Below are 13,068 nucleotides of genomic sequence, written 5' to 3' on the forward strand. Positions count from 1 at the left end.
TTTATGCTCGGTATGTTATTACAAGTCCAGCCGGTCAGCGTATCTGATTCGTTTAAGGACACCTTTAATTTTTTGCAAGGCAACGGTGTTTATGAAGATGGTATCATGCACTTTTTGCAAGCTATGAAAGCCAGTATTTGGGGGCAGTACGATACGTTCATCGCCGATGCCCAGGCGCTTGCTGCCATATTTATGATCATCTTTTTTTCACTAAAGGCATACGAGATGATGTCGGGAGATAAGCAATTGGAAGTCATGCCACTGCTTCGGCCTTTCGGATTAGTCATGGTAATACTTTGGTGGGGAACTTTCACGAAAGTAGTGGCCTTTCCAACGGACGTCATCGAAAGCAAAACCAACGCCCTGTTTAACGGCAGCGAAACCCAGTTAAACGACCTGCGGGTGCAACGGGCGCAATTAATGGTAACGGTAGCCGACTCGCTGATGAGTATGCAGGCACAAACCGAAGTTGCCAGCAATGAGGCTACCACCTGGTACGGGAAAGCATGGGAATCTGTCACCTCCGCCGTCAAAGATGGCTTTGCTCAAATATGGAACCCGATTATTGAATTAAGAAACCGGCTGCAGGTCGGGCTTCAGTTACTGGTCACATCCCTGTTGGAAACTTGTGCCATTTGGATATTACGAATATGTGTTTACATCATATTCTTTATACAGATCATATTTTCAACGATACTGATTATACTCGGGCCGTTTTCCGTCGCAGTCAGTATTATGCCCGCTTTTCGGGATTCGTTCACGACATGGGTCGCCCGCTTTATATCCGTCAACCTGTACAGCGGGATAGCTTACCTCGTACTCTATATCGCCACGCAATTTCAGCAGTTTGCAATGGAAGCTGAAATTACCCGTTTCCAGCAATTACTGGACACTTCGGCAGGGAACTCAATGGAGAAGTTAGGCTGGTTCGCCTCCAACGGTATTTTATCCTTTGGAATGGTCATAGTAACCTTTTTGATAGGCGGCTTAACGATGTTGACAGTACCAAGCATATCCACCTGGATAGTGTCGACATCAGGTATTACCTCGGCAACCTCTACTATGGGACGCGGCGCTTCCAGCCTCGGAGCGACAGTTACCCGTATGATCGCCAAGATTTAATAACCTCTTTATTAACCGTTAAAAAGCTGCCCCACAAGGCGGCTTTTTTAATTTCCAAGCCCATTATGATTATAAAAAACATTGAATCAAAGATCAGGCTGGCTACCTTTTTATCCGCAGGAAGCTTTTTATGTGCCCTGGCAATGGTGGGTATAGTCAGCTTTTTTGCCTATAAACAAGTAGCAATAGCCCGTAAAAGTGTCTATGTATTGGATGCCAATAGCACACCTGTACTGGCCAGACAAACCGATGTGCAGATGAACCGCGCAGCCGAATACCGCTCCGACATTATCCGGTTTCACAGCCTGTTTTTTACGCTGACTCCCGATGATAAATACATCGAATACCAAATGAAACAGGCGATGTATCTCGTCGATGAAAGCGGTGCCTTACAATATAATAACCTCAAGGAAAAAGGATTTTTCAATTCCATTTTATCCTCCAGCGCAGTGCTCACCATAACAATGGACTCAGTTTATTTGGACATGCCGCACAAATATTTCAGGTATTATGGCAAACAGAAGATTGACCGCAGAAGCAGCACCCTGACTCGTTCCCTGGTCACGGAGGGCTACCTCAAAGACCTTGACGTGCGTTCGGATAATAATCCCAACGCTGTCCTGATTACCCAATGGAAAACCCTTGAAAACAAAGACCTCGATAATGTTCAGAAAAATAACTTCCAACCGTGACCCCGGTAAAACATTGGGGAGCGAACTGAAAAAGGAATTTGGTATTTATTTCGAGCGCGCAGGTTCAAAAAGCCGCCAGCTAATGGAAAAATATCCCCGCCAGGTTTTTACCGCCATGGTTATTGCCATTCTATTTTCAGGCGTATTGGCTTTTACCGTTATGCGAGAGCGGCAAAGGCCAATCCTACAGGTAAAAACATCGGTTCAAAATACCGCCTCCGGCTTTGGCCAAATCATCAGCACCGCAAGCGCATTGCAAACTTTATGGGCTACCCAGCAACAGGTCGATTTATTGTTGAAAAAAGATACACTTACCCATGCCGACAGCCTGACCCTGAATCAAGCGCTAATGCAAATGGAAAGCCTGCGCGCCTTGCTTAAAAAATCCCGGCCCAACCATTAATAACTAAATCATTAACTCATGAAAGTAAATTTTAAAAGCCCCAGGTACGTCCTGCCGCTTATCCTGCTGCCTTTCTTCCTGCTACTTTTTTATACTTATAAAAGCAGCTTCGGCAAGCCAAAAGCGGTTGCCAAAGGAAAGGATACCTTGCAGGATAACGTCGCGGATGTTTCCGACCAGGTTAAGAAAAGCACCTTAACCGACAAACTGGATGCCTACCGCAACCAATACAAAAAAGCGGATGGCTACACCGCTATCAACCAGTTACAGGATGATACGACGACTGCCTCGGCAGCGCCAAATCTCTATAACGATGCCGAGAAAAGGAAACTTGACTCCTTGAAAAAAGCAGTAGCCGCTAAGTATAAAGGCAACAGGTCGCGGTCATTATCGCCTAATTATCCCAGTTTTCCTGATGCATCGGCGGTTCCAACTAAGCCCGCAAAACACAACCAATCAGATCAAGCCTTGGCGGAGGCACTTAACCGAATGCGCAGCCAGCCCAGGCAAAACACCAATAACGGCAACCCGCAGAATGCCGACCCTATGCAATTGTTCCGCCAGCAAATGGCGCTCATAGACAGCATGGACAAATCACATGATCCGGACTATAAGGCGCAGCAAAAAAAAGCTTTAGCGGAAAAACTGGCAGCGGCGACACCACAGGAACAAACGCTGCCGGTAACTAAAGCCAGCAATTCAACAGCTGCCTTTAATACCATCATGCCGGAACAGCATGACGGACTCATCCGCGCCATTGTCGATCAGAATATTACCGGTTATGCAGGATCACGTTTGCGCATCCGGCTATTGGAAGATATGATGGCCGGACATTTCCTGGTTAAACAGGGTACTTATCTCTATGCCGAAATATCCGGCTTTACCGGGCAAAGGGTATTATTAACCATTAAATCCATTATGGAAGACGACCAGTTGCTGCCCGTCAAATTATCCATTTATGATAATGACGGTTTACCAGGCCTGTATGTTCCGGCATCCGCATTTCGGGATTTTACAAAAGATCTTGGCAGCGATGCCAGCCAGGGCCTGACCTTACAGCAATCCGCTGATAACAATAATCAGATGGTGATGAGCGTAGTTTCGCGCATGTTTGAATCGACCACCACCGCCGTAAGCAAGCTAATACGCCAGAATAAAGCCAAGTTGAAATACAATACGCTTGTTTACCTGATTGACCCCGAAACTCTTCGTAACCACTAATAAAAACAATAACATTTATGAAAAAAGTATTCTTGTTGTTAACCGCGCTTTTCGGTGCGGCACACATTCTTTTTGCTCAAAGCCCTGGTAGAACTAATATTGATTCGCTGCCGCAAATTGAGATCAGCAGTCAGGCCGACATTCATTTTTTATCGCCTGAACCCATCCAGTATGCAGACATTTCCAGCCATAGTATTACCGGCGATATGCCCGTTAAAAACTTGCTGCGCATAAAACTGGTGCCGGATTCCTTGCGGCACCTGCAAACTGATTGCACCAGCCTCGGCGTGATCACTATCGTAGGCGAAAGCTTTATTGCGCAATATCATTTGGTGTTTACCAAATCAACCGGCCGGCAATTACCCACAGCTATTGCCATACAGCCGGAGCAATGCCGGCCGCTTGACTTTCCTGGCATAACGCTGACCACCCCTGAAATGAAATCCTACGCTATGGACATTTTACACAGGGGTAAAAAATCCGATATCCGGAAAGCAAAGGCGTACGGGCTGACTGCGATCCTTAATCATGTATATACGGTTGGCGACCACGTTTTTTTAGATGTGGCTTTTCAGAACAAAACCAACCTTGCTTATGACATTGACGAACTGCGGTTTAAAATCGAGGACAAAAAAATCACTAAAGCGACTAACGTACAATCTTTAGAAATAAAACCTGAATGGCAGCTTTACCAGCAGCCCTCCTTTAAAAAGGAGTACCATAATATTTATGTATTCAAAAAGGTCACGTTCCCGGATAATAAAATCCTTAATGTGGAACTATCCGAAAAGCAGGTTTCCGGCAGAACATTAACGCTGCAAATCAAATACGGCGATCTTTTAAAGGCCGATAATTTATGAGGCTATGGAAGAAAGCAAAGAGCAGCAAAGCCAGCATAGGTTTTTGCAGGCCGCAATCTATTTGTCCGTAGCACTCGAAATATTTTGCTTTATCTACGGCCCCCAATTATTACAAAGCCATGCCTACAAAGGCCTGGCTTTTTTTATTGACCGGCTGCACCGCCTGAAGATTTACCAGCAACCGATATACAGCAAGCTTTTTACCCTAATCCTGATCTGCCTCGTATCGGTTGGCACGCTCAGCAAAAAGCAACAGGATTTCAATCCTAAAAATTCGGTCGCCTATCCTTTAAGTTCAGGCTTGCTGTTGTTTTTCGGAGGCTTATGGTTTTACGGACATCCGGGATTACCTGTTTTTTATGGCTTAAACTGGTATGAGATCGCCTATATCGCTTTTGCATTTACAGGAACTGTCCTGATTCACACTTCAATGGATAACGTTTCCAAAATGATCAGCGCCAGGCTTGGCAAAGACAGATGGAACGTAGAGGAGGAATCTTTTATGCAGCGAACCATGCCATTGCTGGCAACCAACGCCGTGAACATTCCAACCCTGTTCTATTTCAAAAATAAAGTCCGGAAAGGCTACCTCGTTTTAGAGAATTTATACAGAGGAATTTTGCTGTTGGGAGTACCGGGAAGTGGGAAAAGCTTTGGGATTGTGATGCCTGTTATCCGGCAAATGATAGCCAACGAGTTTACACTTTGCGTTTACGATCTGAAATTCCCGGATTTAGGTAAGATAGTTTATTATCATTACCTGCTCGCTAAACAAAACGAAAAATGCAAAGGTTACACCTTTCATGTGGTGAACCTAAACGACCCGGAGAAAAGCAGGCGGGTTAACCCTTTTAACAAGAAGTATCTCAAAACCCTTGCCGATGCCTCCGAAAATGCCGAAGCACTGGTAGAAGCATTAAAAAAAGGCGATAAGAGCGGCGGCAGCGACCAATTTTTTACGCAAAGTGCTGTCAATTTTTTAGCAGCCTGCATCTACTTCTTTAGTAAATATGAGGATGGTAAATATTCCACTTTACCTCATGTGCTGGCTTTTTTAAATCTGCCTTACGAGGAAGTGTTTACCACGCTCTTTTCAGAGCCGGAACTGGCCTCATTGCTATCGCCATTCGTTACTGCTTACCGGGCAAAAGCCTTTGAGCAGTTGGAGGGCCAGGTCGGCACCTTAAAGATCTTTATTAGTCGAATGGCGACGAAAGAAACTTTTTGGGTATTCTCCGGTGATGATTTTGACCTAAAAATAAGCGACCCTAACCATCCCGGAATTTTGGTGCTGGCCAACGACCCAAGTACCCAAAGTATCAACTCTGCCTGCTATTCGGTAGTGATGAACTGCATCTTGCGTGAAGTCAATTCTAAAGGTAATATCCCAGTCGGGATTGTAGTCGACGAAAGCCCAAGTTTATACTGCCACCGTGTGGATGTATGCGTTTCCCAGGCACGTAGTAATTGCGTATCTGTCCTTTTGGGAATGCAGGAATTACCAATGCTCAGGCAGCAATATGGTAAAGAAACCGCCGAAACCATTACCTCAGTAATGGGTAACGTATTGTCAGGCTCAGTACGGAATAAGGATACGCTCGAATGGCTGGAGCGGTTATTTGGTAAGGTTAAACAAACCGGCGAAAGCCTGAGTATTGACCGCAACAAAACGTCGCTATCCTTAAACGAGAAACTCGAACCGCTGATTCCGGCCGGTAAGATAGCTTCCTTAAAAGCTGGGGAAATGGTAGGGCTTTTAGCATCGGATGCGGTTGAAAAATATACCGGGAAATACGAAACTTCCGCTATCAATTGCCGCATTAACCTCGACCTGGATGCCATAAAAGCGGAGGAAAAAGCCTACCAAGACTTACCGCTGTTCTATGATTTTAAGGGCAAAAAGGATGACATACTGCGCAGCAACTATTTGCGGATCACTAACGAGGTGCAAGCCATGACCATGACCTTCCGAAAAATCCCGCCACAACAGCCAGCAGGCACGGCAAAGGGCACTATGAAGCCTGCTCACAAACATTGATTACTTAACAAAAAATTAAGATTATGTATGAACTACTTGATAAAGTGGTCATGGTTCACCCAACCCTCACTCATGACCCAGTTCACATGCAAGGCCACATGGGCACCATATACAATTTGGATGTTGAAAAAGACGAGGTGCTGGTCAAATTTAAAAATCAGATGATTGGCCTGTATAGTACGGATGCCCTGCTAATGCTGGTGCCAGGCGAGGAAATACTTGACAAGTTACGCGCCCATCTACACGAGGAAATTGATGGACAGGATGTGATTGATATTTTAGGATTATATCTTTTGGATGCAACCGGCGAACTGAACCACCGAAAAGAGGCCTTGGACTTAGCTATGAGCAGGGCGAATTTGATGTTTGCTACCGTGGTCAGTGTACAAGATTATATTGATGTGCATCGCGACCTTGATCCCGATTATGAACCCGGCCGGGGCCGGGCGCTAATTATAGGTCTAATGGTTTTAAAAAGAAATGCCTGCATAATTTTTCTATTGCTTTTAACAGCAACAAAAGCATGGCCTCAAATGGATTGTGACCAACAGGATTTTAGCTTACCACTAAAGAGTTTGCGCATGACCTCCCGGTTTGGCTGGCGGCTACATCCCATAACGGGCAAAATTCAATTTCACCAGGGCGTTGATCTTGCCGCCCGCCACGACACCGTTTTCTGCATACTCAATGGTATAGTCAAGACTATTGGCTACAACGCCTACATCGGAAATTATATCATCATCACCCATACCAGTGACCTCGAGAGCATTTATGGGCATCTATCGCTAATCGTCGTTTTGCCGAACGAAGAAATAGTGGCAGGTCAGGCTATCGGAATCACCGGGGCGACAGGCAGGGTTACCGGGGAACACCTGCATTTTTCCATTAAATATCATGGCCAGGAATTATCCCCGCTGGCTTTTTTATGCGGCTTGTTTGCCAGGCCGCCTTAACTCATAAATAAATCACCATGAACTATGATTATCATAACCGGCACATAGGGTTGCTGGAAAGAAAATTACAACTGATTGCCGAGCGTCAGGAACTGGAACTGACACCCGAAGAAGCATTGATTTACGGCGTTGACTACGCCGATGAATTTCCAGGTGACCCTGACGAAAGAAGGGAGGCTGAACATGGCCGATGAAAAAAAGGCACTTCATGTGGAAGTTGCTGAGAAACTGATCGAAGCTTTAAAAGCCGGTACCGCACCCTGGCAAAAGCCCTGGAACAGCAAGGGCCTGCCAGCATTTCAATTGCCTTACAACGCTGTCACCGGCAATCGCTACCAGGGGATCAATACTTTATCTCTCATCATGAGCGGCAGGAACGATCCCCGGTGGATGACTTATAAACAGGCTGATGATAACGGCTGGCAGGTAAGCAAAGGCTCGAAATCAACCGCTATCCAGTTTATTAAATTGTACGAGCAAAGAACGAAAAGAGATGAGAATGGAAAGGTGGTTAAGGATGATAAAGGTGATCCTGTAAAAATTACTGTAAAGTTGAACAGGCCAATCATCACCAGTTTTGCCGTTTTTAACGCTGAGCAGGTTAACGGCATCCCCGAACTGGTCATACCCGATATTTCTTCCCTTGGTTGGGAGCCGCTGGAAAGAGCAGAACAACTCATCAAAAGTTCCGGTGCAGATATTCAGCATATTCCGGGAAATCGCGCTTTTTACAGCCCCTTTAAGGATAATATCACTTTACCCCTTAAACAACAGTTCGATGAGCCAGGCAAATATTATGCAACCGCCCTTCACGAACTCGGCCATTGGACTGGCCATGAAAGCCGCCTTGACCGCAGCCTGTTAAACAAGTTTGGGACTAAAGATTACGCACGGGAGGAATTACGGGCAGAAATTGCGTCCCTTCTAATCGGCGATGAATTGCGAATCGGCCATGACCCCAGCCAGCACACGGCTTATGTGGATAGCTGGATCAGTATTCTAACTGATCATCCTTTTGAAATACACAGCGCCGCAGCCGATGCGGAGAAGATTTATACCTACCTCCTTGACCTCGAAAGAAAACGAAACATGGAACTAACCGCTTTTGCCGATGACAAAAAGGTGTCCAGTCACCTCTTAACGGAAAACGATCATATCAGCTATAACGGGACGATTTTTAAGGTGAACGAAAACCTGAAAAATGGTCGGCTGAAAATGGAAGATCTCGGAAGCGGCCAGCAATTTATTTTAAGCCGGGAGGATCTGTTGTACAAAAATCTGTTAGGAGCCAAACAGCAAAAACCTGAAGTATTAACCATTGAATCTCTAAACATGGGCAACTTCGAAGGTTCAGAAATAGAGGTCAATAATAATTATCAATTAAAACGCTAAAAATAGAATTATGAAAAATCCTTTTTATGTCAATGAACTGCCGAAGCAGGAAATGGAAAGCCTCGGCCTGGTAGATAAGACCGGGAATTACATCCTAAGCCCGGAAGATGTTGAAGCTTTGCTTGCCGGTCGGCGAACGAATTTAATGAGCCTAAAAAACCTTGATGCAAGCGGCGTTCACATTGAACAGCTTGACGCAAAATTGTCACTGGACAGAAACCCGGATGGCCAGGTAAGCTTTAAATTGCACCCCATTTATAAACAGCCGGTAATTCCACCACTACTGGACGAAGATGAAGCACAGGCATTGATTACTGGCAAAACCCTAAGTATTGACAAGATCATTCCTGGGCCAGGGAAAAAAGAAGTTGTTTTTGAATATGACCCTGGTACAAAGGAATTTATCTCTTTTGATCCCAAGCTGGTTATTGCACCTGATAAAATCAATGGGTACAAATTAAAAGACTGGCAAAAGGACGATTTTCAAAAAGGCTTTAATGTGAGATTGCCGGACGGAACCGAGTTGCAGCACCGGGCAACCGACCCCAAAGGCATCCGTGCTGACCGCGCAGCTTTGATATTATCCGTGTTGCTTGACGGCGGAATTTCTTATTTGTTGATCAGGGGACTAAGGCATCTATTAAACAGCGATAAAAAAGAACAAGCCGACGAGCAGACACCAGCTTTCAAAAAGGCTTATGCTGAAATGGAAAAACATTTTGCCAAGAAGTTCAAAGCTACTGAACAGCAAACTGAAGAAACAAGGGGTTATAACAAAACCCGCGCCAGATAACCTCCTATGTTTGGCCTCAAGCCGGAGGTGATAGAGCTTTTCACTCCATTTTTTCAATATGCCGACGGTCGGTTGATGTTTCAATATGGCAACGAAGTCGTGGAAAGTTGGGCACCGGAATGGCATCGCGTCCCGTCCACCTCGGAATTTTGGCTGGCAAATGCCGACCATCCAAATCTGATTAGCGACCTGTATATCAGTTATTCAGCAGCCGAACTGCTTTGCTTTATTTCGCAACGAGCATTTTTATTAAAATTTCCTGAACAACTTGCTTTTGCGGCAGTAGGGTTATTACCATCTATGGCGCAAGTGGAGGCTTTAAAATCAACTTTTCCTTTGGCGCGCTGGCACCTGATTTTTGATGCCAACCTCGTTGGCCGCATTGCAGATGCGGCAATAGCTACCTGGTTTAAGGGCCGTTCTGTTTCTTTCCAGATCATGAACGAGCAGGTAAAGATTACCTGCTGCAACAAGCCTTTTATGGTAGACAGCGAAGTTTTTTCACTAAGTCGATTTGAGCGGCTAACCGGATTGCGGGCAGGCATGCGAACGCATAAGCCGCTGCGTGGCCTGTCTTCATTTATCGAATTACAATTTGCCAACTATGATACCTGAACAGTTTAAACAAAACGTCGACCTGGAAATCAAAGTTTATGGGCAGGATGTACAGGTCGCTTACCGCTATTATTGGCTGGATAAGCATCCCGATCCGGAAAATGAACCATTGGTCAGCCACATGGAGTTTCGCTCAGAAAGCCCAATTATCAGCGAAACAGGCTATCGTTCACATTTCTTTCATACTGAAGTTTTGGAGGATACGGCTTACCGGGATATAGCGGAACTGGTTACAGAATTCGGCGAACACTTCGCGAGGGAAAATGGCTACGAACCTCCGGCCATCGGTCATCAATACAAACTTTTTTAATCACTAAAATTTAATTATTATGGTAAAAAATGAAAAAAACCTGGAATACCTTCAAAAACTGCAAACCAGCCTTGGTTTTGGCGAAAAGCTAAATGCAGTACTGGAATCGGCGATTAGCCGAGAGTTGCCCAAATTTACCCTGGGTATTAGCAATATTCTAAGGCCCTTAGAAAGTAAGGATGTAAACGCTCCAAAAACCGATTACATTCAATATGGCCTTAACTTTAATAAACAAAAAGATGGCGATGCCTATTTTTTAAATACGATTGATGTCACGCTGCATAAAACAGGTGAATTGGTGCCGCGTGAGCAAACCTTCGACATCGAAAGGGATCATCGCATTACGGCTTTACAGGCTTATAAATTATTATCCGGACAATCACTTGAAAAGGATATTTACGTAAGGCCACAAGGCGCAGAGGCTGATGCGAAAAAATCCGAAAAAATCAAGGCCTGGTTTAAGTTACAGCTGGATGTTAAGGATGCATATGGTAATCACCCGCTAAAGGTATTAAGGCCAGAATATGGCTACCAGTTTGAAAATGGCATAACTAAGTATCCTTTAAAGGGGCTGGATAAAGAAGCCACCAAATCAGAGGGGCTTCAGGCTATGCGCAACGGTAATTACTGGCAAACGGAATTAACCATGGGTAAAAAATCTATTCCAGTTTTGGTCGCTGCCAATCCGGTTATGAAATCTTTTGACATCTACGATAAAAACATGAAAGAGGTCAGGGATGAGGAAATATGGCCGGAAAAAGCAGCAGCGAGAGGCAATGGGGAACAAACTAAAACCACAACCGTGAAACGTCAGGAAGCTCCCGAAAATGATATCTCCAATTCATTTAAGCAAACGGAAAGTGAGGCCAATAACGTAACAAGAGGACGATGAGCAATCTTACCGGCCATTGTATGAACACTGTTGTGTTTGCTGGCGATAACGAACAGGTAATCTTAGATCATTTCAACCAAATGGAGGAACATACACCGCCTTTTCTTTCGATCATGGTTTATGATAACGCACTTCATTTTGACTCACGCTGGATTCCCCCGATCAGGAGCCTAAGCGAAATAGCCGAGCAATTCGATGTTAGCTATAAGATAGACTTTCGTGTACCTTACGAGGATCGTGGCACCTATACCTATACTTGTTTACAGCAGCAGCCTTTGTCACCCCAGGCAGAACTGCTTCGGGCATTCATAAATGCGGCGGAAAATCCTGAACAACTTGCCGAAAAGGAAACCTATCTAACACGGCATATTCTTGCTCAAAGTTTAGACCTGCACGAACTGGAGGTTTTGTCTTATCTCACCGGTAAAAAGTATAACGAGTTCCGGATAAATGAAATCCAAAATAATCAGGACAATAGCCGTAAGATAGGCCGTTAAGTAAACTCCTTTAACGTTTTTCTCCCATGCCTTGCAGGAATGCGGGCTAACCCTTTGCGCATGCGTACCCGCTACGCCGGGATCGCTTGCGCCGGGAACGCCCGCACACCTTCAGGCACCCGCGCCAGGACAAAGCCGCCCTTCACCAACCCCGTTTTCTCAAACGGGCCGGGCGGTTTAGACCTGGCTTTTCCCAACCCGCAAATTTTTAAACGATGAAACACATTCTTGCTAAGGTCGACCGGATTAGGGCGAGCGGCACCGCTTTGATTCAAGTGCCGGAAGATTCACCGCATGCTATCCATAATGGCAAAATCTTCAAAGTACAAAGCATGGGAACTCCTGGCGTAAAGTGCCGCGTATCCCTGTTGATTAATGACAAAGTGGTCGACCTCACTTTAACCGATGTTCTATAAAAAACCAAATCTTTTCTATGAGCAATGTCCAAATCAAAACGCCTGTCACTTATTACGGTGGCAAGCAGAATCTGGCTGAAAAGATTGTTACCATGATCCCCAGGCATATACTTTATGCGGAACCATTTACAGGAGGTGCAGCCATATTTTTTGCAAAACATCCTTCCGAAGTGGAAGTGCTAAACGATACCAACGGTGAACTGATAAACCTTTACCGGGTCATACAACAAAATTATGAAGCTTTATATGAAGAAATTAAAGCTACACTCCATAGCCGGGAATTGCACCGCCATGCTTGGGTGATCTACAATAACACCGACATGTTTTCCGAAGTTAAGCGTGCCTGGGCAACCTGGGTGTTATGTTGCCAAAGTTTCGCCTCCATGATAGATGGTGGCTGGGGATATGATATTACAGGTAATACCATGAACGGAAAGATTCAATCCAAGATTGACAACTTTACCAAAAGGCTGGTCAAAAGGTTGAAAAACTGCCAGTTGGAATGTACTGATGCTTTAAAAATTATCAAAAGCCGTGACCATGAAAACAGTTTTTTCTACTGCGACCCGCCGTATTTCAATTCTGACATGGGGCATTATGATGGTTACTCCGAGCAGGATTTTGAGAATTTGCTCTCTTTACTGGCTAAAATAAAAGGTAAATTTCTATTGTCCGCTTACCCGTCCGGCATTTTAGCGAGGTACGTTAAACAGTTTGGGTGGGTAGAACTTGCTATTATTCAACCAATTGCTGTTAATGCAAAAAGCCGCAAGCAGAAGTTAAAGACCGAGATGCTGGTTGCCAATTACCCATTTCATTTGGCCCAGAACTACGGCAAACTATTATTTTAAAACCTCTAAAACT

At 44.9% G+C, this 13,068-nt stretch carries 17 protein-coding genes; all 17 read left to right on the forward strand.

Annotation, left to right across the window (positions count from 1 at the left end; translation table 11 throughout):
* Window positions 1–3: 3 nt before the first annotated feature.
* Window positions 4–1,122, forward strand: a complete 1,119-nt coding sequence (locus ABID99_RS11205) for a plasmid transfer protein (protein WP_373613748.1) — start codon at window positions 4–6, stop codon at window positions 1,120–1,122.
* 65 nt (window positions 1,123–1,187) lie between these two features.
* Window positions 1,188–1,814, forward strand: coding sequence for a conjugative transposon protein TraK (traK, locus tag ABID99_RS11210; protein WP_373613749.1), 627 nt, complete (start codon window positions 1,188–1,190; stop codon window positions 1,812–1,814).
* Window positions 1,786–2,217 (forward strand): hypothetical protein, encoded by a 432-nt coding sequence (locus tag ABID99_RS11215; protein ID WP_373613750.1) that lies wholly within the window; start codon window positions 1,786–1,788, stop codon window positions 2,215–2,217. The genes traK and ABID99_RS11215 overlap by 29 nt, the downstream gene beginning before the upstream one ends.
* A gap of 18 nt (window positions 2,218–2,235) precedes the next feature.
* Entirely contained in the window at window positions 2,236–3,438 is a 1,203-nt protein-coding gene (locus tag ABID99_RS11220) for a conjugative transposon protein TraM (RefSeq protein ID WP_373613751.1), read from the forward strand.
* A gap of 17 nt (window positions 3,439–3,455) precedes the next feature.
* Window positions 3,456–4,298, forward strand: coding sequence for a conjugative transposon protein TraN (gene traN, locus ABID99_RS11225; protein ID WP_373613752.1), 843 nt, complete (start codon window positions 3,456–3,458; stop codon window positions 4,296–4,298).
* A gap of 4 nt (window positions 4,299–4,302) precedes the next feature.
* Entirely contained in the window at window positions 4,303–6,336 is a 2,034-nt protein-coding gene (locus ABID99_RS11230) for a TraM recognition domain-containing protein (RefSeq protein WP_373613753.1), read from the forward strand.
* Between the two features lie 23 nt (window positions 6,337–6,359).
* Window positions 6,360–7,289 (forward strand): M23 family metallopeptidase, encoded by a 930-nt coding sequence (locus tag ABID99_RS11235; protein ID WP_373613754.1) that lies wholly within the window; start codon window positions 6,360–6,362, stop codon window positions 7,287–7,289.
* 17 nt (window positions 7,290–7,306) lie between these two features.
* Complete coding sequence (locus ABID99_RS11240) at window positions 7,307–7,483, forward strand: hypothetical protein (RefSeq protein WP_373613755.1); 177 nt, start codon at window positions 7,307–7,309, stop codon at window positions 7,481–7,483.
* The gene (locus ABID99_RS11245) at window positions 7,473–8,681 is read left to right on the forward strand and encodes an ArdC family protein (protein ID WP_373613756.1); all 1,209 of its coding nucleotides are present in this window, start codon (window positions 7,473–7,475) and stop codon (window positions 8,679–8,681) included. Before ABID99_RS11240 ends, ABID99_RS11245 begins: the two co-directional genes overlap by 11 nt.
* A gap of 10 nt (window positions 8,682–8,691) precedes the next feature.
* Entirely contained in the window at window positions 8,692–9,474 is a 783-nt protein-coding gene (locus tag ABID99_RS11250; RefSeq protein ID WP_373613757.1) for a DUF4099 domain-containing protein, read from the forward strand.
* Between the two features lie 6 nt (window positions 9,475–9,480).
* Window positions 9,481–10,089 carry a hypothetical protein gene (locus ABID99_RS11255; RefSeq protein WP_373613758.1) on the forward strand — a complete coding sequence of 203 codons (609 nt, stop codon included), beginning with the start codon at window positions 9,481–9,483 and terminating at the stop codon, window positions 10,087–10,089.
* Window positions 10,079–10,399: a hypothetical protein gene (locus tag ABID99_RS11260; protein ID WP_184547241.1), complete on the forward strand. Its 321-nt coding sequence runs from the start codon at window positions 10,079–10,081 to the stop codon at window positions 10,397–10,399. The genes ABID99_RS11255 and ABID99_RS11260 overlap by 11 nt, the downstream gene beginning before the upstream one ends.
* Before the next feature lie 19 nt (window positions 10,400–10,418).
* A complete protein-coding gene (locus tag ABID99_RS11265) occupies window positions 10,419–11,291 on the forward strand; it encodes a hypothetical protein (RefSeq protein WP_373613759.1) in 873 nt (290 codons plus the stop codon).
* Window positions 11,288–11,788: a hypothetical protein gene (locus tag ABID99_RS11270; protein WP_373613760.1), complete on the forward strand. Its 501-nt coding sequence runs from the start codon at window positions 11,288–11,290 to the stop codon at window positions 11,786–11,788. The genes ABID99_RS11265 and ABID99_RS11270 overlap by 4 nt, the downstream gene beginning before the upstream one ends.
* Before the next feature lie 60 nt (window positions 11,789–11,848).
* A complete protein-coding gene (locus ABID99_RS11275; RefSeq protein WP_373613761.1) occupies window positions 11,849–12,007 on the forward strand; it encodes a hypothetical protein in 159 nt (52 codons plus the stop codon).
* Window positions 12,004–12,204, forward strand: a complete 201-nt coding sequence (locus ABID99_RS11280) for a hypothetical protein (RefSeq protein WP_373613762.1) — start codon at window positions 12,004–12,006, stop codon at window positions 12,202–12,204. Before ABID99_RS11275 ends, ABID99_RS11280 begins: the two co-directional genes overlap by 4 nt.
* A 17-nt stretch (window positions 12,205–12,221) precedes the next feature.
* On the forward strand, window positions 12,222–13,055 hold the full coding sequence (locus tag ABID99_RS11285) for a DNA adenine methylase (RefSeq protein WP_373613763.1): 834 nt from the start codon (window positions 12,222–12,224) through the stop codon (window positions 13,053–13,055).
* Window positions 13,056–13,068: the final 13 nt, after the last annotated feature.

Source organism: Mucilaginibacter sp. OAE612, assembly GCF_041806395.1.
Lineage (GTDB): Bacteria > Bacteroidota > Bacteroidia > Sphingobacteriales > Sphingobacteriaceae > Mucilaginibacter > Mucilaginibacter rubeus.